The sequence below is a fragment of the Jeongeupia chitinilytica genome (genome assembly GCF_014652315.1).
Classification (GTDB): domain Bacteria; phylum Pseudomonadota; class Gammaproteobacteria; order Burkholderiales; family Chitinibacteraceae; genus Jeongeupia; species Jeongeupia chitinilytica.
Genome location: NZ_BMYO01000001.1, coordinates 167,049 through 186,945, shown reverse-complemented (window position 1 = coordinate 186,945; position 19,897 = coordinate 167,049). Strand labels below are relative to the sequence as shown.

Genomic DNA, 19,897 nt, shown 5'->3' with positions numbered 1-19,897 from the left:
GGCAGCTTACGCCGCCGTCGTTGCCTGCCGCATCGGGAAAGTCCGCAAGCTGCCGTTTCAGGAGGGCGTGCCGACGCCGTGTTTGCGACCGAGATAGCGCAGGATCGCCTTCGGCTCGTCGATGAAGCGCAGGCCGTTTGCAGTCTGCAGCGGCAGGTCCGCACCGGCTTCACTGGCCGCGGCCAGAATCAGCACGGGGCAGCCCTGGTGGTCGTCGCCGAGCAGCGGCACGAGCTCGGGGCGCGGCCGCGAAAAGCCGATCCGTTCGATGGCGAACCGCCCGGCCAGTTGCGGGTAATAGGCGAGGAAGCCCTCGACGGTCGCGCAATCGGCACAGAAATGCGGCCCATGATCGTCAACGGCATAACCCGGCGTCAGCAGGTAGAGCGTGTCCTGCGCGATCGGCATCAGGCTGTACCACCGACGGTCAGGCCGCCATCGACCCGCAGCGTCGGCTGGCCGACGCCGACCGGCACGCTCTGGCCTTCCTTGCCGCAGGTACCGACACCCGGATCGAGCGCCATGTCGTTGCCGATCATCGACACCCGGGTCAGGACATCCGGACCGTTGCCGATCAGCGTCGCGCCCTTGACCGGATACAGCAGCTTGCCGTCCTCGACATACCACGCCTCGGCGGCGGAGAACACGAACTTGCCGCTGGTGATGTCGACCTGGCCGCCGCCGAAGTTGGCCGCGTACAGGCCGCGCTTGACCGATGCAAGAATCTCGCCCGGGTCCTTGTCGCCGCCGAGCATGATGGTGTTGGTCATCCGCGGCATCGGCAGGTGGGCGTAGCTCTCGCGCCGGCCGTTACCGGTCAGCGGCATGCCCATCAGCCTAGCGTTCAGGCTATCCTGCATATAGCCCTTGAGGATGCCGTCCTCGATCAGCACGGTGCGGCTGGTCGGGTTGCCCTCGTCGTCGACGTTGAGCGAGCCGCGGCGGTCCGGAATCGTACCGTCATCGATCACCGTCACGCCCGCTGCGGCGACGCGCTGGCCGATCTTGCCCGAGAACGCCGAGCTGCCCTTGCGGTTGAAGTCACCCTCAAGACCGTGGCCGATCGCTTCGTGCAGCAGGATGCCGGGCCAGCCGTTGCCGAGCACGACGGTCATCTCGCCGGCCGGCGCCGGTCGGGCCTCGAGATTGAGCAGCGCCTGGTCGACCGCCTTCTTGGCGTAATCGGCGAGCACGTCGTCGCTGAAATGGGCGTAATCGAAACGGCCCCCGCCCCCGGCACCACCCTGCTCGCGCCGGCCGTCCTGCTCGACGATCACCTGCAGGCTCAGACGCACCAGCGGACGCACGTCGGCGGCACGATGGCCGTCATGGCGTGCAACGAAAACCACTTCGTACTCGGACGCCAGACTGGCCATCACCTGGACCACGCGCGGGTCGATCGCCCGGGCGATGCGTTCGAGTTTTTCCAGCAGCGCCACCTTGGCAACCTCGTTCAGGCTGGCCAGCGGATCGACCGGCCGGTACAGCGCGTGTCCGGCCACGGGCAGATGGCGCACGGCGACACCGTTCCCGCCTTGCCGGCCGATCGCCCGGGTTGCGCCGGCGGCGTCGAGCAGCGGCTGCAGACCGATGTCGTCCGAATAGGCAAATGCGGTTTTCTCGCCCGAGACCGCACGCACGCCGACGCCCTGGTCGATGTGGAAACTGCCGGACTTGACGATGCCTTCGTCCAGGCTCCACGCCTCGGCGCGGCTGTACTGGAAGTAGAGGTCGGCATAGTCGAGGTCGTGGTGCATCAGCGCACCGAACACCTGATCGAGCCGCGAATCGTCGAGGCCGAACGGTGAAAGCAGCATGCTGTGTGCGGTCTGGAGCGCGGTCATGGGCATCCCCTGCGAAAAAGGGCTCAAGCATCCGTCAAGCGCCGTTGCAAAGCAAGGCGACGATGCCGCTTGCCGGTTGGGCCACGGATCGATGCGTCGGTTCCCGCCCGTCCCGGGCACCGGCCAGCCGGCACGGCGGTCCGTTTACAGCCGGCGGTGCGACAGTGCCGGCAGCACCTTGCGCACGCGCTCGAGCTGGCTGGCCTTGAGTTCGGCACTGGCAAGGCCGGCACCAACATCATGGCTGGCGAGAACCTGCCCCCAAGGGTCGACGATCATGCTGTGCCCCCAGGTTTCCCGGCCGCTCCGGTGCACGCCCCCCTGCGCCGAAGCGACGACGAAGCACTGGTTTTCGATCGCCCGGGACCGCAGCAACACCTCCCAGTGCGCCCTGCCGGTGGTTGCGGTAAACGCCGCCGGCAGCGCCCAGACATCGACGTGTCCGGCCTGACGGAACAGCTCCGGAAAGCGCAGGTCGTAGCACACGGCAACGCCGAGCCGGCCGAATGACGTGTCGAGCACGAGCGGGGTCTCGCCCGCCTCGATCGTGTCGGCTTCGGCGTAATGCTCGTTGCCGTTGTCGAAACCGAACAGGTGGATCTTGTCGTAACGGCCGGCGCAGCTGCCGGATGGATCGAACACCAGACTGGCGTTGCGGATGCGTCTGGCGCCTGGCGCCGCGAGCGGCACGGTACCGCCGACCAGCCAGATGCCGTGCCGCTCGGCCTGTGCAGCCAGAAAATCCTGGATCAGTCCGCTGCCGAAGGCTTCGGCCACGGCGAGCTTGTCGGTATCGCGCAGGCCCATGATCGCGAAGTATTCGGGCAGCACCACCAGCGCCGAACCGGCATCGACGGCACGCTCGATCAGTGCGGTGGCGGTCTTGAGGTTGTCGGCCACATCGGGGGTCGACACCATCTGGACGGCCGTTGCGGAAAAGGTCTTCATCGTCGCATCCCCTGTTCTACGTTGCGCAAGCGGTCAGCGGGGTTTTGCCGGGCCGGGCGAACCTGCGGGTCGCTCATCGAGCCGCTGATATCGTATTCATAGGCAACCAGTTGGCCGAGCGGGTCACGGAGTGCGCGCTGTAGCAAAAATGCCGCAACACCGATCACCGGATTGATGATGCCGGTCGCGATCGCAACGGTATCGCCGATCACCGGCACGATGCGCACGCGCAGGTTCTGGGTGCCGGCAACGAAGTTGGCATTGCCGCGGAACAGCACCTGCGCGGCCGGTCCGGCGATGATCAGGTCGTCGGTCTGCGCGATACCCTTGTCGATTTTCGCCTGACCGGTGATGGCGTCGAATTCGAAGCCGCTGGAGAACACGTCGCGGAAATCGAGCTGCACCCGCCGTGATAGCGCCTGCAGGCTCAGCACCGACAGGAAGCGGGCGACGCCGGGGTCAACCTTGGCGAACTGGCCTGCGCCGACGTCGAGCGACATCGTCCCGCGCATCGTGTTCAGGTCCGGCGGAAACAGCGCACCGTCCCAGCCGAGCTCGCCGCTGAATTTGGCCGGCGCACGCCGGACCGTATCCGGATAACCGAGCCGGCCCAGCAGGTTGCCGGCGCTCGGCGTGCTGGCCTCGATCCGGCCACTGACGTGACTGCCCTGTTTCCAGCTGCCGCTCATGCTCAGATTCAGGTCCGGATTGACGAGTTCGACCTTGTCGAGCCGCCATTCATCACCCTGCTGCGTCGCCAGCACCGCCATCCGTCCCAGTTCCATCGACCTGTAGCGCAGATCGGCTACCGAGATGTCCAGCGCCGGCAGCTTGCGGACGCCCGCCGCCACCACGTGCACCGGCTCCTGCGCGGCCGACCCCGGCGGCGCCTCGGCCAGCGGCAGAACCAGTCGCTGCAGCTGTGCGCTCAACTTGCCGTTGCCGCGGTCATCCCAGCCGAATTTGCCCGCCAGTTCGCGGGCACTGACGTCGATCTGCCAGTTGCGGCCGTCGCCGCCAAAGCGCAGTCGGGTGGCGTTGAGCTGTCGCCCCCAGCCGCTCAACTGACCAAAGGCAAGGTCGCCGGACAGCGACTGCGGCGCACCCCCGTCCCCGCCACCGGCGGGAATCAGCTTGGCCCAATCCTGCAAGTCGAGTGCCGGCCAGCCGCCGCTGACGACAAAGCCCGGCTTCACCGGTGCCGGTGCGGTTGCACTGCCCAGCACGATCTGCCCGGCTGCCGCCCCCGAATCGGGCAGACGTAGCGCGCCGGCCAGCAGGTTGCCGTAACCGAACTCGATCCGGCTGCCGGTCTTGTCGCCGGCCAGCAGCAGGCGCAAGGGGCGCGATTCGCCGATGCGCTTGCCCAGGGGGGCCGGCAGGTCGACTGTCGCCTGCGCGAGCGGTGACTGCAGATTCAGTGCGTAGCCGTCCTCGCCGAGTTCGAGCTGGCCCCGATAGCCGATCTGGCCCTTGATGCCCTGGCCCAGCGGGAACGGATAACGGCGCATCACGTCGGCGAGTTGCACCTGGCCGGCCAGCTGCAGCCGCAGCTTGCCATCGGCACCACTTGCGCCGGAGATGCGGCTTTCGCCGCCGAGGACCTGCGCCGTGGCATTGCGCAAGTCGAAACGCTGCTCGGTAAACCCGAGTTCGCCGCTTGCACGGCCGAGCACCGGCACGCCGGCGCCAAAATCGAGCCGGTTCTCGCCAAAGCGGTAGCGGCCATCCACCTTCGTCGCGTCGGGGTTTTCCAGCGGTACCCCCAGCTTGAGCAACAGCGTCCCGTTGCCTTCGGCCTTCAGCGTGTCGATGTACGCCGCCGTGTGCGCATGTAGCGGACTCTGGCGCAGGAAGTCGAGGAAGGCCGACGTTGTGCCTTCGGCGCTGCCGTCGATCTCGAGCAACGGCCGGTGCGCCAGATCGGCGATCGCGACGTGCACCGGCGCCAGTGTGGTTTCCAGTACCTTTGCGCCACGGTCGGCACGGATGTCCATCCGGTTGCCGTGGAAGTCGAGGATGCCGTCGATATTGCTGATCGGCGGCCAGCCGTCGGCAAAGTCGAGCGTCACGCCACGGGCAAGCGCAGTGATCTGGAAGCGGCCGTCCTTGTCGTCCGGATACGGGAACTTCGCCAGTGGCCCGCGTACGGTCACCTTGCCGTCGAGCCCCTGCCCGGCCTTGAGCGAGTGCTTCAGCCACTCCAGCGTCTCGGCGCCGGCCGAATGCGGCAGATAGGCGTAGGCACGCTGCGCTGCCAGCCGCCCGATCCGGCCGTTCACCTCCAGCAGGTCGTCGTCGGCCGTGCGGTAGCGGTAACCGGCTTTCAGATCGAGTGCAACATCGCGGTTCTCGAACACCAGTTTGGGCAGATCAATCTGCCAGCGGTCGCCTTGCCGCTGCCAGCTGGCCTCGACCGCAGCCCTGTCGAATGCGAGCGGCTCGGCAAACTCGTTCGGCCAGTCGAGACCGAGGTGCTGGCTGGTCAGTTGCAGTTCGCCGCGGTGCGCGTCGAACTGCAACCAGACATCCGCCCCGCTGAAGCCGGGCCAGCCTGCGACACCGGCAACGGTCGCGTCGCCGAAGACCATCCGGCCGTTGTAATCGCGCGGCGTGCTGCCGACCCAGGCCAGCTCGCCCTCCTTGAGCACGCCGGCCAGCCGCAACGACGACCACTGTTCGGCCCAGGCCTTGGGCAGCATCGGCAGATAGGCGGGCAGTGTTTCCAGCCGCCAGCCGCGTGCGTTCAGCCTGTGTTGCGCCCCGGCCGTTTCGCTGTAGCTCAGGCTGCAGCCGCTGCACAGCAGGCCGTTCCGACCGTCGGCACGGGCAATGTTGACGTCGAGACGCCGCAGCCTGGCGTTGTGCTCGAACGCGAGGCGCCCGTCGAAACTCGCCAGCTCCAGCGGCGAGCCGCCGACCTGCGCTCGCCAGTCGCGCCCCTTCAGGCTCATCTGCGCCGAACCGATCCGGCCGTCGGCAAAGTCGAACGACAGACGCCCGCCGGCCCGGCCGGACAGCACCGGAAACGGCCGTTGCGCCTCGGGCAACTGCGCCCAGACCTGCGCCAGATCGGCATCGGCCAGCCGCAAATCCAGCGTGCCACGCCAGCTCGCCAGCCGGGAAAGATGCTGCCCGCTGAACCGGCCGCTGAGCACGACCGGTTCAGCCATCGCCGCCGGAGGGGTCAGCGACAGCCGGATCTTGTGCTGGCCGAACCAGTTCGTCAGCACGAAACTCACGTCGCTGAAGCGTTGCGGACCGGCCTGCGTCAGCGCATCGTTCCAGAGCAGTTCGCCGCCGTTCAGCCGGACCTCGCCCTGCTCGAGCAGCCAGTCGACAAAACGGTTGTCGCGACCGGCCTGTCCGGTATGCAGGACCAGGCTGCCGAGATGCAGCCGGCCTTCGGCGTCGCGCGACAGCACCATGCGCGGCGCGTCGAGCCGCAGGCTCTTGAAATGCAGTTTGCCGACGAACAAGGACCACCACGTCAGGTCGACGTCGAGCCGCGCCAGCCGCAACGCCAGTGCCTGCGAGGCGTCGAGCACGCTGACGCCGTCCATCGTCAGCCGCGGCCGGCCGCCGCGCCAGCCGCCTTCGATGTGCTCCAGCGTCAGCGGCACACCGCTGGCGCTCGACAGCGCAGCAACGATCTGCGGCCGGAACTGGTCAAGCCGCGGCACGAAATAGAACTGCCACGCCGCGGCAGCCAGCAGCAGCAGTGCCGTGGCAATGCCGAGCAGCCACAACAGCAGCCGGCCGTGCCAGCGAAGCACCCGCCGCAACAGCCGGCCAGCGCGGCACAGACCTTCAGGCAGGCGTTTCAGCACCGGCGACGGCCCGCGGAACGGTCAGGTACACAGCGAAGACGGGCGCCGGACGGGAAATGACGAAAATCAACAGACATGGAGAGTGCCGGGCGCTTTTGGCAGGCCGATTGTGCTAGCGTAAACAGTCGTCGATTCTAACGCGAACAGACCCGCCTCATGAGCAGCGAAACTGTGACATCGAGCACACTGGCCCCGGCGCTGGCCCACAGCCGCTACCTGCAACGCCTCTTCACCCGTCACCCCGATCTCGCCGACGAGACCGCCACCCACCTGTACCAGCCGTTCAGCCGGGCCGAGATGTCCCTCCGCCTGCTGAACGCGCCCGCCGACGACGAAGCCGGCTTCAAGCGAACGCTGCGCCGTCTGCGCCAGGCGGTCATGGCCCGGCTGATCGCCCGCGAGCTCGAGGGACTGGCCGATCTCGACGAAGCGGTGCATACGGTGTCGGACCTGGCCGAGCTGGCCGTCCAGCAGGGGCTCGCCTTTGCCACGCGCAACGAAACCCGTGCCGGCCGGCCGATCGGCGAGGAAAGCGGCGACGTGCAGGAGCTGATCGTCGTCGGCATGGGCAAGCTTGGCGGGCGCGAGCTCAACGTTTCGAGCGACATCGACCTGATTTTCGTCTATCCGGAGGACGGCAACACCGACGGCGATCACCGGCTGACCAACCACGAATATTTCACCCGCATCGGCAAGAAACTGATCCAGTTGATCGACGACCCGACCGAAGACGGCATCGTCTTCCGCGTCGACATGCGTTTGCGGCCGTTCGGCGACTCGGGCCCGCTGGTCTGCTCGTTTGCCGCGCTGGAAAACTACCTGATCACCCAGGGACGCGAATGGGAGCGCTACGCGTGGATCAAGGGCCGCGCGATGACCGGCGACGGCGAGGCACTGATGCAGCTGATCCGGCCCTTCGTCTACCGCAAATACCTCGACTATGGCGCCTACCAGTCGATGCGCGAGCTGCACAGCCAGATCCGCCGCGAGGTGCAGCGCCGGGACCGGATCGACAACATCAAGCTCGGACCCGGCGGCATCCGCGAAATCGAATTCATCGGTCAGGTGTTCCAGCTGATCCGTGGCGGCCGGGTCAAGTCCCTGACGCAGCGGTCCACCCGCGCCATTCTCGACGAGCTCGGCCAGCAGGCGCTACTGCCGGCCGACACCGTCGCCGAGCTGCAAACCGCGTACGCCTTCCTGCGCAACGTCGAGCACCGGCTGATGTACATCGACGACGCGCAGACCCAGACATTGCCCGGCAATGACGACGACAAGGCCCGGATTGCCACGAGCATGGGCTTTGCCGACTGGGCGGCGTTCAGTGCCGCGCTTGCCCATCACCGCGAACGCGTGACGCTGCAGTTCGAGCAGATTTTCGGCCTGCCGCAGGAAGCCACCGGCGGCGCCGATGACGGCGCATGGCAGCAGGCCCGTGACGGCGAACAGGCGCCCGACGCACTCGCCGCCAAGGGCTACCGTGATGCGACCGAGATGGCGCGCAAGCTGGCGGCCTTCGCCAGCGGCAACCGCTACCAGCAGATGCCCGATCGCTGCCGCCAGCGCGTCGACCACATCCTGCCGGCGCTGATCGGCGTCGCTGCCGGCTACCCGAATCCGGACGACACGCTGTCCCGCTTGCTCGGCCTGCTCGAGGCGATCGGCCGGCGCGAATCCTATCTGGCGCTGCTCGCCGAACACCCGCAGACGCTGAACCGGTTGGCCGAACTCTACAGTGCCAGCCCGTGGGTTTCGGAGTACCTGACCCGCCACCCCATCCTGCTCGACGAGCTGCTCGACGCACGCCTGCTGTACCAGGCGCCCGACTGGGTACGCCTCGGCCGGATCCTGCGCCAGGAAATTGCCGAACTCGGCGACGATACCGAGGCGAAGATGGACTGCCTGAGGCACTTCCAGCACACGCAGGTGTTCCGCATCGTCGCCCAGGATCTCGCCGGCCTGCTGCCGCTCGAAACCGTGTCCGACCATCTCTCGGCACTCGCCGACCTGCTGCTGACGGTCACCATCGCCGAAGTCTGGCGCGAGTTGCCCAAGCGCCACTGCGAGGTGCCGCGCTTTGCCGCGATCGGCTACGGCAAGCTTGGCGGCAAGGAGCTCGGTTACGGCTCCGACCTCGACCTCGTCTACCTGTACGACGATCCGCACCCGGATGCACCGGAAAACTATGCACGGCTGGCCAAGAAAATCGTCACCTGGCTGACGACGCTGACATCGGCCGGCATGCTCTACGACATCGACCTGCGGCTGCGGCCGAATGGTACCTCGGGCCTGCTGGTGTCGAGTGTCGAGGCCTTTGCCGAGTACCAGCGCAAATCGGCCTGGGTCTGGGAACACCAGGCGCTGACCCGTGCGCGCTTCGTCTGTGGCGAAGCCGTGATCGGCGCCGCGTTCGACGCGATCAAGAACGACATCCTGCGCACCGAACGCGACACCGTGGCGCTGCGCGACGAGGTGGTGAAGATGCGCGAGCGCATGCTCGAAACGCATCCGGCCAAGGCGGATGACGTCAAGCATTGTCGCGGTGGCATCGTCGATATCGAGTTCATCGTCCAGTACCTGATCCTGGCGCATGCGCATCGCTTTGCCGACCTGACCGGCAATCTCGGCAATATCGCGCTGCTCGGCTTTGCCGCGCGCGACGGCCTGATCGACGCCGGGCTGGCAACCCATGCTCAGACCGCCTATCGGGAGCTGCGACGACTGCAGCACGCCAGCCGGCTCAACGGCACCCGACCGTGCCCGGCGACACTGGCGACCATCGCCGATTCGATCGCTGCGGTACGGGAGCTGTGGGCCGGACTGTTCGGCTCGACACCATGAAAAAAACCGGGCCTTGGCCCGGTTTTTTCTTCCGCCAAACCCGAGTCAGTCGGGGAAGGCGAAGTACTGCACCGCAGCCATTTCGCGCGGCAGGTAACTGCCCAGCCAGGCGGCCTCGAGCTTGATGTGCTGGATCAGCGCAACGACGTGGCGCGGGTCGGTATTGGTTGCGAACCACAGCTCCTTGCGCCAGACGCAACCGTCGTCTTCAAGGACCTCGATTCCCGGAGTCAGCTCGTCGAGCGATTTGCCGCGTCGTGCATAGCCGATGGCGGCCAGCAGTTTGCCGAGTTCGTCGTGCGTCTGGCTCACTTCGATGACGAAAGCGGCCATGCCCGGTGAAATCTGCTGCATGTTGACGTAGGCGCGGGTGTCGAGCCCGGCACGCCGGGTCACCTCGGCCACGCATTCCGGGCAGGTGAAAGCCACCCGGATCAGGTAAGCCTCGTTCTGCTCGAACGAGCTCGACATCGGCCGCAAAACATGACCGCACCGGTAAGTCATTCGACTATTCAATCGGTCCATCAGTCGCACCAACCCAACAAACAAGTAATGTTGGGTTAATTTACAGGAAAATGGTTCCCAAAGAAAAGGCGCCCGACGGGCGCCTGATCTTGTGTTGCAAATGCCGTTGGCATCAGGCGGTTTGCACCGGATTGCGCAAACGGATGTGCAGTTCGCGCAATTGCTTCTCGTCGACCGCGTTCGGTGCGTTGGTCAGCAGGCACTGCGCACGCTGGGTCTTCGGGAAGGCGATCACGTCGCGGATCGACTCGGCGCCGGTCATCAGCGTGACCAGACGGTCGAGGCCGAAGGCCAGGCCACCGTGCGGCGGCGCGCCGAACTTGAGGTTGTCCATCAGGAAGCCGAACTTGTTCTGCGCTTCTTCCTCGCCGATGCCGAGTGCGTCGAACACGGTCGACTGCACGTCGGCCTGGTGGATACGCACCGAACCGCCGCCCATTTCCCAGCCGTTCAGCACCATGTCGTAGGCACGCGCCTTGCACGCACCCGGATCGGTCTTCAGCAGTTCGAGGTGTTCGGCCTTCGGCGAGGTGAACGGGTGGTGGCAGGCGTTCCAGCGCTTGCCGTCTTCGTCGTATTCGAACATCGGGAAATCGACGACCCACAGCGGCTTCCACGACTTGGTGAAGTAACCGCCGGCCTCGCCCTTCTCGTGACCGATCTTGATGCGCAGCGCGCCGATCGCCTCGTCGACAACCTTGCGCTTGTCGGCGCCGAAGAAGATCAGGTCGCCGTTCTGCGCGCCGGTACGTTCGATGATCGCCTTCAGCGCATCGTTCGAAAGGAACTTGACGATCGGCGCCTGCAGACCCGAGTTGTCCGGATCGTTGCTGATGTTCGAGACGTCGTTGACCTTGATGTAGGCCAGACCCTTGGCGCCGTAGATGCCGACGAACTGGGTGTAGGCATCGATTTCCGAACGGCTGAACGTCGCACCGCCCGGAATGCGCAGGCCGACGACGCGGCCGCCGTCCATGTCGGCGGCACCGCGGAAGACCTTGAACTCTTCGGTCTTCATCACGTCGGTCAGTTCGGTGAACTTGAGGTCGACGCGCAGGTCCGGCTTGTCCGAGCCGTAGTAGTACATCGCGTCGTCGTACTGCATGCGCGGGAATTCGCCAAGGTCGACGCCGATCGCCTCCTGGAAGACGTGCCGCGCCATTTCCTCGGTGATGCTCATGATCTCGTCCTCGTTCAGGAACGAGGTCTCGATATCGATCTGGGTGAATTCGGGCTGGCGGTCGGCGCGCAGGTCTTCGTCGCGGAAGCACTTGGTAATCTGGTAGTAGCGGTCGAAGCCGGCCACCATCAGCAGTTGCTTGAACAGCTGCGGCGATTGCGGCAGCGCGAAGAACTGGCCGTCGTGCACGCGGCTCGGCACCAGGTAGTCGCGCGCGCCTTCGGGCGTCGAGCGGGTCAGCATCGGCGTTTCGATATCGATGAAGCCCTTGCTGTCGAGGAAGTTGCGCACCAGCAGTGCCACCTTGTAGCGCAGGCGCAGGTTCTTCTGCATGGCCGGACGGCGCAGGTCGATCACGCGGTTGGTCAGGCGGACGTTTTCCGACAGGTTTTCGTCGTCGATCTGGAACGGCGGCGTCTCGGCCTTGTTGAGGATCACGATGTCCTTGGCCAGCACTTCGATCTGGCCCGAGATCATCTTGGCGTTGGTCGTGCCTTCCGGACGGGCACGGACGAGGCCGGTGATCTGCAATACGTACTCGCTGCGCGACGAATCGGCCAGCTTGAACGCTTCCGGGGTATCCGGGTCGATCACGACCTGGACGATGCCCTCGCGGTCGCGCAGGTCGATGAAGATCACGCCGCCGTGGTCACGACGACGGTGGGCCCAGCCCTGAATGACGATCGTCTGGCCAAGGTAACGCTGGTCGATCAAGCCGCAGTAATCGGTACGCATTGAAGTCTAGTCCTTGATGGTATTGAGTCAGGCCGCAGGCTGGGCTGCGGCGGTCGGCGCGGCGACGGGCTTGCCGTTGGGAGACACCACGCCGAGGGAAATCACATACTTGAGCGCTTCGTCGACGCTCATGTCGAGCTCGTGCACGGCGGATTTCTGCGCCATGAACAGAAAGCCCGACGTCGGGTTCGGTGTCGTCGGAACGAACACCGAGATCATCTCGTGGCCGAGCTTGTCGGCGATTTCGCCGCCGACCTGGCTGGTCACGAAGCCGACGGCCCACGTGCCCTGATGCGGAAACTGCACCAGCACCGCGGTCCGGAACGCCTGGCCGGAGTCGGAGAACAGCGTGTCCGACACCTGCTTCACGCTCGAATAGATCGAACGGACGATCGGAATGCGGTTGAGCACCCATTCGCCAAGCAGCAGCAGCTGCCGGCCGATGATGTTGTGGGCGATCAGCCCGGTGATCAGCAGCACGACCGCGGTCAGCACCACACCGAAACCCGGAATCGCCTGCTTGTCGGCCAGCCACGGCAGATCGTTCGACAAGCGCTGCAGCAGCCAGTAGTCCGGGCGCATCGGCGTCGGCAACAGCTCGCCGATCTGATCCATCGTTCCGATGATCAGATTGAGCACCCAGAGGGTGATCGCGAGCGGCACCCAGATCAGGAGGCCGGTCAGCAGGTATTTTTTCAGGCTGGCCATGGGTGTCCGTGTCAGTGGGCGTGACCGCAGTTGCCCGAACCGCAGGCGCCGCCGGACGGTGCCGGGCTGCTGCCGTTCTTGAAGTCGGTCACGTAGTAACCCGAACCCTTGAGCTGGAAGCCCGCGGCGGTTACCTGTTTCTGATAAGTCTGGGCGTGGCAGCTCGGGCATTGCTCGAGCGGCGCATCGGCCATTTTTTGCATGTGTTCGCCGTCGTGACCACAGGACGAGCAGCGGTAAGCATAAATCGGCATGGTCTGCCCTCCGCAAACAAACCGGAGAGTATACCGCAAGCGCGGCCGATGGCGGACGCGACGGCGCGCTAAGCCTGCGGCATCAAGTGCTTAGCGTCGCCGCGAGCCGTTCGCTCAGACCTCGACCCACTGGCGCAGCAGGTTGTGATAGACGTTGGTCAGGCCGACCGCTGCCGCATCCTCGCCGTGGCGGTTGCGAATGTCGCGGATGTTGGTGTCGAGATCGAACAGCAGGCTGCGCTGAGCGTCGTCGCGCACCATGCTCTGGATCCAGAAAAACGCCACCATCCGTGCGCCGCGCGTCACCGGCTCGACCCGGTGCAGGCTGGTCGACGGATAGAGGATCAGGTCGCCGGCTTCGAGCTTGACTGCGTGCAGGCCATAGGTGTCCTCGATCACCAGATCGCCGCCGTCGTACTCGTCGGGATCGGTGAAGAACAGCGTTGCCGACAAATCGGTGCGCACCCATTCGCCGCTGCTCGGCATCGTCCGGACGGCATTGTCGACATGATTGCCAAAATGCATGCCGCCTTCGTGGTAGTTGAACTGCGGCGGCACGACTTTCTTCGGCAGCGCAGCCGAAAAGAACACGCCGTTCTGTTCGAGCGCCCGCAGGATCACGCTGGCCACGTCCTGCGACACCGGGTCTTCGGTCGGCAGCTGCAGGTTGCGCTTGACCTGTGCCGACTGCGTGCCCGAGGTGATGCGGCCGTCGACCCAGCCGGCGCCGGCCAGCCGTTCTCGGCAGGCAAGTGCGGTTTCGCGGTCGAGTACGTTCGGGATGTGCAGCAGCATGGAAAATCCTTGAATGTAAAAACCGCCGCGCCCTTGCGAGCGCGGCGGCAATTGGCGGCGCTTATATCAAGCGCAGTTCGCTCAGAAGCGGTAAGTACCGCTCAGGTGCGCGTAGCGGGTGTTGCCCGGTACGACGTGGCCGGCGTAGACGCTGTCGTAGTAGGTCTTGTCGAACAGGTTGTAGACGTTCAGCTGCACGCTGTAGTCACGGTAGTTCCACTCGACCATCGCATCCCAGCGCACATAGCTCGGCACCACCGTGGTGTTGGTGTTGTTGGCGTAGCGCTCGCCGATCGCGTTGGCACCGAAGCCGGCCTTCCAGAACTGGTCGATCTGGTAGGTCGTCCACAGGCTGGCGGTGTAGTCCGGCGTGTTCAGCGGCACCTTGCCCTTCTCGGCCGCGATCTTGGTCTCGACGATCTCGGCATCCATCCACGCCCAGCCGGCGAACACGTTCCAGCTCTCGGTGATCCGGCCGGCGACTTCGATCTCGAGGCCGTCGGTCTTGCGCTTGCCCGACAGCACGTAGCGGTCGCTGACCAGCGGGTCGGTGTTGCGCTCGTTGTACTTTTCGGTGCGGAACAGCGCGGTGCGCAGGCTCAGGTCGCCCTCGAACAGATCCCACTTGGCGCCGATTTCGTAGTTGCGGTTGCTTTCCGGCGGCGTGTTCGCGCCCTTCGGATCGAGCGAATACGCCTCGGCCGACGGGTTGAACGAGGTGCCGTACGACACGTAGTACGACTGGATCGCGTCCGGCTGGTAGACGAGGCCGGTCCGCCAGCTCCACTCGCTGTCGGTGCGCTGGACGTTGGTCGTGGTATTGGTCGCGAAGGTCTTGGTGTCGTAATCGGCATCCAGATAATCCCAGCGCGCGCCGATCAGGAACTTCCACTGCGGCGTGAATGCGATGAAGTCCTGCAGGTAGACGGCGACGTTGTTCGAGTCGAACTGCACGTTGGTCGTGTAGTTCTTGATCGGCGCCGGCATGGCCGGGTTGTTGTTCGGGTTGCCGACGGTCGCAGGCGGCGGCGCCACGACGTTGCCCCAGCGCGTGGTGTCCGACGTTTCGCGCGTCAGCTCCAGCCCGGCGAGCACCTGGTGGCGGATCGTGCCGGTATCGAAGTTGAACGTTGCGTCGGTCACGTTGGTGAGGATCTCGTCCAGACCTTCACGGCCACCGTTGCGCGAACGCGTGACCTGCGAATTGTCGGTCAGGTTGGCGGACGTCACGCCGGCGCCCATGCGCGGCGGGCTCGGCCAGATTTCACGCCAGTAACGGCCGTAACGGGTGTTGTTGGTGACCTTGATGTCCGGGGTGAACTGATGCGAGACCTTGGCGGACAGGATGTCGGTCTTGGTGTCTTCGTAGTCCCATTCCGGCAGGCCGTAGTAGGTCTTCGGGTCGACCGGCAACGGCCGGCTGATGCCGTCGGTACCGCGCAGGAACGGCACGCCGTAGTCCGGGATGTTGTTTTCCTGCATGTGGAAATACGAGAACGTCACTTCGGTCGGTTCGCCGATGCCGAACGTGACCGACGGCGCCACGCCCCAGCGCTTGGCTTCGCCACCGTCGCGGGTCGATTCGCTGTCCTGGCCCATCAGGTTGATGCGCAGGCCGGCGGTATCGCTCAGACCCTTGTTGATGTCGCCTTCGAAGCGGTAGTAATCCTCGGTACCGATACCCAGCGTCACCGAGCTGGCATCGCTCTGGAACGGCGTCTTGCTGACCTGGTTGATCACGCCGCCGGTCGAACCGCGGCCGTAGATCATCGACGACGGGCCGCGCAGCACTTCGACGCGGTCGATGTTGAAGGTGTCGCGGTTGTACTGGCCGGTGTCGCGGATGTTGTCGAGGAAGAGGTCCGTCGTCGCCGAGAAGCCGCGCAGCGAGATCGCGTCGCCCGAGCGGCCGTTTTCACCGGCGGTGAAGGTCACGCCGGCAACGTTGCGCAGCGCGTCCTTGAGGTTGTTTGCGCCCTGGTCGTTCATGATCTCGCGCGTCACACTGGTCGTCGACTGCGGAATGTCGCGCGCGGCCTGGGCGGTGCGGCCGACCGTGGTCACCGGTGCGTTGTAGGTATCGGCGGTGCCCTTCGGATCGCCCTTGCGATCGGCAGTCACCTGTACGGTCGACAGCGTCGCGTCGTCGGCAGCCTGTGCCAGGCCGGCAGCGCCGACGACCGACACGAACGCGGCCGCGACCGGCACTTTGGCAAGATGCCGCACCGGGCTCTTGCTGCGGTTGATTTCCCTCATTTCGTATTGCCCCACTGGTATCGATTTATGGTTTTGGTGATGTCGTGACCGGTACGAGAGCACCGGCCAGCCCGCGCTTCAGGACAACGTCCTGCGCCACGGGCAAAGCAAAGCCCCGCCCGGAAGGACGGGGCTTTGCGGAAACGGAAACTAGTTGTTGAGCTTGAACTCGATCGGCACCAGCACCGTGCCGACGACAGCCTCGTTGCCGCGCTTGGCGGGAACGAACTTCCAGCGGTTCTTCACCGTGTTCTTCGCCACTTCGTCGAGCCGCGGGAAGCCGCTCGACTTGGCGACTTCGACCGAGACCGGCATGCCGTTCTCGCCGACTTTCACGCGCAGCGTGACCGCGCCCTCTTCGCCGAGGGCGCGCGACTGCGGCGGATACGGCGGACGCGGATTGGCCAGGTAATTGGCGTGGAATGACGGCGCGCTCTCGGCCACCGGCGCCGCGGCAGCCGGTTTTTCCGCTGCGGGTGCGGCGGGGGCGGCCGGCGCAGCAGGCGCGGCCTGCTCGGCAGCGGGCTCCGGATCGGCCGGACGGTTGTCGTGCAGCGCCTTGTCGCTGGTCGTCGTTTTCGCGACCGGCTTGGGCGCGGGCTTGGCCGCCGGCTGCTTGACGGGCTCGGCTTTGGGTCTGGCCGGTTGCGGCTTGGGTTGCGGCGCCGGCTGTGGCGTTGCAACCGGCGCCGGCTCGCTCAGCGTCGCGAACATCAGCGACGGCTGAATGATCTGCGGTGGCGTCGTCGCCACGAATGTACGGACGACGAGATAGAGCGCCAGCAGGTGTACGCCGGCCACACCGACCAGAACCGGGCTGGCACGCCAGTTGAAATCGTTATTGAGAACCATTCGCGCATGATATTGAGAAACGGTATCATTTTCAAGGCCATGCGGGACATCCTTACACCCTGAAACAACAGGGGAAGTCCGCAATGGCGCCCGCCGGCGCACGGCGATAGCGTCGGCCGTTTGCCCCCGGAACTCCCGCCATGTCCCCGCTTTCCGCCACCCTGAACGGCCTGATGCTGTCCGCCAGCCTCATCATGGCGATCGGTGCGCAGAACGCCTTCGTGCTTCGGCAGGGCATCGCCCGGCAACAGCTGTTCCTGACGGCGTTCTGTTGCGGCCTCTGGGATCTGGTGATGATGGGGGCCGGCATTCTCGGCATGGGTACGCTGCTCGCGGCGGCCCCGGGATTGCAACGCTGGATGGCGCTGTTCGGTGCGGCATTCGTGTTCTGGTACGGCCTTGGCGCCCTGCGCAAGGCGTTGCGACCGACGACGCTGGCGCCCGACGTGGCCCGCGGCATCGCCACACCGCGCGCGGTCTTCATGGCGACGCTGGGGTTCTCCTTCCTCAACCCGCACGCCCTGCTCGACACCATCGTGCTGGTGGGCGGCATCGGCGCACAACAGCCAGCCGACGCACGACCGTGGTTCCTGCTCGGCGCCGCCGGCTTTTCCTTCATCTGGTTCTTCAGCCTGACCTTCGCCGCAACACGGCTCACGCCGCTGTTTCGCGATCCGCGCGCCTGGCGCATCCTTGACCTGCTGATCGCGCTGATGATGTTCGCGATCGCCCTGTCGCTCGTCCGTTCGGCGTTCTGACACGCCCCGGTCTCAATTTCGGCACATTTGTGCCGATAAGGGATCGCAGCAGCTGCAATCACGCCAAGGATACAAACCATGAATATCGGACAGAGGCTGATCGCCCTGATCGTCGCCGCCATCGCAGCGCTCGTCGTCGTCGGCATTGCCGGCGGGGTCATGTTCAAGCAGGTCGAAACCAGTGTTGCCCTGCTTGTCGATGACGCTTTCGACGGGCTGAACAAGGGCAACGACATCAACAACAATTACAAGATCGAACAGATCCTCGTCGCGCAATACATCGTCGAACAGAACCCCGATGCCCGTGCCGGGCTGACCGAAGAAATCGCCCGCCGCCGCGCCGCGATCGAGCAGATCAATGCCGACTATGCGAAAGGCCACAGCGACGACGAAGACCGGCGGCGCTTCAACGCGTTCAAGACCAGCCTGCAGTCGTTTCACACGATCTACGACGACATCGTCGCCAAGGCCAAGGCCGGCGACGTGGCCGGCGCGCAGACGCTGATCGCCCACCAGGGCCGTGACGCCGCCATTGCCACCGAAAAGGCCCTGGACGACATGCAGGCGCACAACCAGCACGAAGCCAAGGTGCAGCAGGACGCGATCCTCTCCGCCGAAGCCAGCGCCCGCAACGTGATCGCCGGCGCCGTGGCGCTGGCCGCGATCGCGCTCGCCGTCTTCGGCACCCTGCTCTACCGTTCGATCCGCCAGCCGCTGCTGGCGATGCAGCAGACCGTCGGCGAAATCGAGGCCAGCCTCGACTTCACCCGCCGTGTGCCGGTGCGCGGCAATGACGAAATCGCCCAGACCGTCACCGCATTCAACCGCCTGCTCGACCGTACCCGCCAGAGCCTGAAGGACATGTCGGACCATATCCGCACGATCGGCGGCGCCACCGGCGAAGTCGCCCGTGCCGCCGGCAGCATGTCGCAGAACGCCGGCAGCACCAGCGAAGCGGCGACCAGCATGGCGGCAACGGTCGAGGAAGTGACCGTCAGCATCAGCCACATTGCCGACCGCGCGTCCGAAGCCGACCAGATTTCGCGCGAATCGGGCCGCCAGGCGAGCACCGGCGCACAGGTGATCGACACCAGCGTCACCCGCATCGATGCCATTTCGGGCACGGTGCGCGAAGCCGCCGGCGAGATCGATGCGCTGAAGGAGAAGAGCGCCGACATCAACGCCGTCGTCGGCGTGATCAAGGACATCGCCGACCAGACCAACCTGCTGGCGCTGAACGCCGCGATCGAAGCGGCCCGCGCCGGCGAAACCGGCCGCGGCTTCGCCGTCGTCGCCGACGAGGTGCGCAAGCTGGCCGAACGCACCGCGGTATCGACGCAGGAGATTTCCGGCACCGTGGCCGCCATCCAGCAGGGCGCGCTGGCCGCGGTCGAACGGATGCGCGACGTGGTGACCGAGGTCGAAGGTGCCGTCGCGCAAGCCCGCGAAGCCGGCTCGGCGATCGGCGCAATCCGCAACGGCTCGACCGCCGTGGTCGAACACGTGGCGGACATCAGCGGCGCAATCCGCGAGCAGAGCGCGGCGAGCAACAACATCGCCCAACTGGTCGAACGCATCGCGCAGATGTCCGAAGCCAGCAGCAGCGCCGCTCAGCAGACGGCCAACTCGGCGCGCGAACTCGACCGGCTGGCCGGGGAAATGAACCGTGAAGTCGAGCGTTATCGTCTGTAACGACGGCCTGCCGCGCTGCGGCTGGCTGTCGAACGACCCGCTCTATCTCGCCTACCACGACGACGAATGGGGCGTGCCGTGTCATGACGAACGCACGCTGTTCGAAATGCTCTGCCTCGAGGGCATGCAGGCGGGGCTGTCATGGCTGACGGTACTGAAAAAGCGCGACGGCTACCGTCGCGCTTTTTGCGGTTTCGATCCTGCCGCCATCGCCGCGTTCGGCGCCGATGACATCGAACGGCTGGTGCTCGATCCGGGCATCATCCGCCACCGCGGCAAGATCGAGGCCATCGTCGGCAACGCCCGCGCCTTGCTGGAGCTGCACGCACGCGGCGACACGCTGGCCCGGACCGTCTGGGACGTCGTCGGCGGCGCGCCGAAAATCAATGCGCCGGCGTCGCTGGCCGACGTGCCGGCCAGTACGATGGAGTCGGACCTGCTGTCGAAGCGGCTGAAAAAGCTCGGTTTTCGTTTTGTCGGCAGCACCACCTGCTACGCTTTCATGCAGGCGTGCGGCCTCGTCGACGATCACGTCGCCGGTTGCTGCAAACACCGCTGATCGGGCGCCCCTTCGCGGGAGACGCTGCGGCACCGGCGTAGGTAATTTCACTAGACCGTTGGCGAGTTTCACCAGCAGATCCGTCGTTTAGATCATTTCAAACACGGAATGACAAAAGTA

General features: G+C 65.6%; 15 protein-coding genes. 4 read left to right on the top strand and 11 right to left on the bottom strand.

Annotated features, from left to right (window positions below; all coding sequences use genetic code 11):
* Positions 1–57: 57 nt before the first annotated feature.
* The 4 genes from IE097_RS00895 to IE097_RS00880 all read right to left on the bottom strand — a co-directional run bounded on the left by IE097_RS00895 (position 58) and on the right by IE097_RS00880 (position 6,622).
* Positions 58–408, bottom strand: coding sequence for a DUF3088 family protein (locus IE097_RS00895; protein ID WP_189458263.1), 351 nt, complete (start codon positions 406–408; stop codon positions 58–60).
* Positions 408–1,844: a metalloprotease TldD gene (gene tldD / locus IE097_RS00890; RefSeq protein ID WP_229797347.1), complete on the bottom strand. Its 1,437-nt coding sequence runs from the start codon at positions 1,842–1,844 to the stop codon at positions 408–410. The genes IE097_RS00895 and tldD overlap by 1 nt, the downstream gene beginning before the upstream one ends.
* 144 nt (positions 1,845–1,988) lie before the next feature.
* Positions 1,989–2,792 (bottom strand): carbon-nitrogen hydrolase family protein, encoded by an 804-nt coding sequence (locus tag IE097_RS00885; RefSeq protein WP_189458262.1) that lies wholly within the window; start codon positions 2,790–2,792, stop codon positions 1,989–1,991.
* A complete protein-coding gene (locus tag IE097_RS00880; protein ID WP_189458261.1) occupies positions 2,789–6,622 on the bottom strand; it encodes a YhdP family protein in 3,834 nt (1,277 codons plus the stop codon). The genes IE097_RS00885 and IE097_RS00880 overlap by 4 nt, the downstream gene beginning before the upstream one ends.
* Positions 6,623–6,778: 156 nt before the next feature.
* Between IE097_RS00880 and glnE the strand changes: the two genes are divergently transcribed.
* Entirely contained in the window at positions 6,779–9,463 is a 2,685-nt protein-coding gene (gene glnE / locus IE097_RS00875; protein WP_189458260.1) for a bifunctional [glutamate--ammonia ligase]-adenylyl-L-tyrosine phosphorylase/[glutamate--ammonia-ligase] adenylyltransferase, read from the top strand.
* A gap of 45 nt (positions 9,464–9,508) precedes the next feature.
* Here glnE and IE097_RS00870 read toward each other — a convergent pair whose 3' ends face one another.
* From IE097_RS00870 to IE097_RS00840, 7 genes are all read right to left on the bottom strand, one after another.
* Positions 9,509–9,934, bottom strand: a complete 426-nt coding sequence (locus IE097_RS00870) for a hypothetical protein (RefSeq protein ID WP_189458259.1) — start codon at positions 9,932–9,934, stop codon at positions 9,509–9,511.
* A 166-nt stretch (positions 9,935–10,100) separates the two neighbouring features.
* Entirely contained in the window at positions 10,101–11,903 is a 1,803-nt protein-coding gene (aspS, locus tag IE097_RS00865; protein WP_189458258.1) for an aspartate--tRNA ligase, read from the bottom strand.
* Between the two features lie 27 nt (positions 11,904–11,930).
* On the bottom strand, positions 11,931–12,611 hold the full coding sequence (locus IE097_RS00860) for a DUF502 domain-containing protein (protein WP_229797345.1): 681 nt from the start codon (positions 12,609–12,611) through the stop codon (positions 11,931–11,933).
* An 11-nt stretch (positions 12,612–12,622) separates the two neighbouring features.
* Positions 12,623–12,865 (bottom strand): FmdB family zinc ribbon protein, encoded by a 243-nt coding sequence (locus tag IE097_RS00855; RefSeq protein WP_189458257.1) that lies wholly within the window; start codon positions 12,863–12,865, stop codon positions 12,623–12,625.
* A gap of 114 nt (positions 12,866–12,979) precedes the next feature.
* A complete protein-coding gene (locus tag IE097_RS00850) occupies positions 12,980–13,660 on the bottom strand; it encodes a Fe2+-dependent dioxygenase (RefSeq protein WP_189458256.1) in 681 nt (226 codons plus the stop codon).
* 81 nt (positions 13,661–13,741) lie between these two features.
* Complete coding sequence (locus tag IE097_RS00845) at positions 13,742–15,916, bottom strand: TonB-dependent receptor (protein WP_189458255.1); 2,175 nt, start codon at positions 15,914–15,916, stop codon at positions 13,742–13,744.
* Positions 15,917–16,066: 150 nt separating this feature from the next.
* Positions 16,067–16,768 (bottom strand): energy transducer TonB, encoded by a 702-nt coding sequence (locus tag IE097_RS00840; RefSeq protein WP_189458254.1) that lies wholly within the window; start codon positions 16,766–16,768, stop codon positions 16,067–16,069.
* Between the two features lie 140 nt (positions 16,769–16,908).
* Here IE097_RS00840 and IE097_RS00835 point away from each other — a divergent pair, with 140 nt between their 5' ends.
* The 3 genes from IE097_RS00835 to IE097_RS00825 all read left to right on the top strand — a co-directional run bounded on the left by IE097_RS00835 (position 16,909) and on the right by IE097_RS00825 (position 19,777).
* Positions 16,909–17,526: a LysE/ArgO family amino acid transporter gene (locus tag IE097_RS00835; RefSeq protein ID WP_189458253.1), complete on the top strand. Its 618-nt coding sequence runs from the start codon at positions 16,909–16,911 to the stop codon at positions 17,524–17,526.
* A gap of 78 nt (positions 17,527–17,604) precedes the next feature.
* A complete protein-coding gene (locus IE097_RS00830; protein ID WP_189458252.1) occupies positions 17,605–19,218 on the top strand; it encodes a methyl-accepting chemotaxis protein in 1,614 nt (537 codons plus the stop codon).
* Positions 19,193–19,777 (top strand): DNA-3-methyladenine glycosylase I, encoded by a 585-nt coding sequence (locus tag IE097_RS00825; RefSeq protein ID WP_308429666.1) that lies wholly within the window; start codon positions 19,193–19,195, stop codon positions 19,775–19,777. The genes IE097_RS00830 and IE097_RS00825 overlap by 26 nt, the downstream gene beginning before the upstream one ends.
* The last annotated feature ends 120 nt before the right edge of the window (positions 19,778–19,897 follow it).

Excerpts from the sequence above, each read along its gene's own strand:
- IE097_RS00895 (WP_189458263.1), bottom strand. The coding sequence starts at position 408 with ATGCCGATCGCGCAGGACACGCTCTACCTGCTGACGCCGGGTTATGCC.
- tldD (WP_229797347.1), bottom strand. The coding sequence starts at position 1,844 with ATGACCGCGCTCCAGACCGCACACAGCATGCTGCTTTCACCGTTCGGC.
- IE097_RS00885 (WP_189458262.1), bottom strand. The coding sequence starts at position 2,792 with ATGAAGACCTTTTCCGCAACGGCCGTCCAGATGGTGTCGACCCCCGAT.
- glnE (WP_189458260.1), top strand. The coding sequence starts at position 6,779 with ATGAGCAGCGAAACTGTGACATCGAGCACACTGGCCCCGGCGCTGGCC.
- IE097_RS00870 (WP_189458259.1), bottom strand. The coding sequence starts at position 9,934 with ATGTCGAGCTCGTTCGAGCAGAACGAGGCTTACCTGATCCGGGTGGCT.
- aspS (WP_189458258.1), bottom strand. The coding sequence starts at position 11,903 with ATGCGTACCGATTACTGCGGCTTGATCGACCAGCGTTACCTTGGCCAG.
- IE097_RS00860 (WP_229797345.1), bottom strand. The coding sequence starts at position 12,611 with ATGGCCAGCCTGAAAAAATACCTGCTGACCGGCCTCCTGATCTGGGTG.
- IE097_RS00855 (WP_189458257.1), bottom strand. The coding sequence starts at position 12,865 with ATGCCGATTTATGCTTACCGCTGCTCGTCCTGTGGTCACGACGGCGAA.
- IE097_RS00850 (WP_189458256.1), bottom strand. The coding sequence starts at position 13,660 with ATGCTGCTGCACATCCCGAACGTACTCGACCGCGAAACCGCACTTGCC.
- IE097_RS00845 (WP_189458255.1), bottom strand. The coding sequence starts at position 15,916 with ATGAGGGAAATCAACCGCAGCAAGAGCCCGGTGCGGCATCTTGCCAAA.
- IE097_RS00840 (WP_189458254.1), bottom strand. The coding sequence starts at position 16,768 with ATGGTTCTCAATAACGATTTCAACTGGCGTGCCAGCCCGGTTCTGGTC.
- IE097_RS00835 (WP_189458253.1), top strand. The coding sequence starts at position 16,909 with ATGTCCCCGCTTTCCGCCACCCTGAACGGCCTGATGCTGTCCGCCAGC.
- IE097_RS00830 (WP_189458252.1), top strand. The coding sequence starts at position 17,605 with ATGAATATCGGACAGAGGCTGATCGCCCTGATCGTCGCCGCCATCGCA.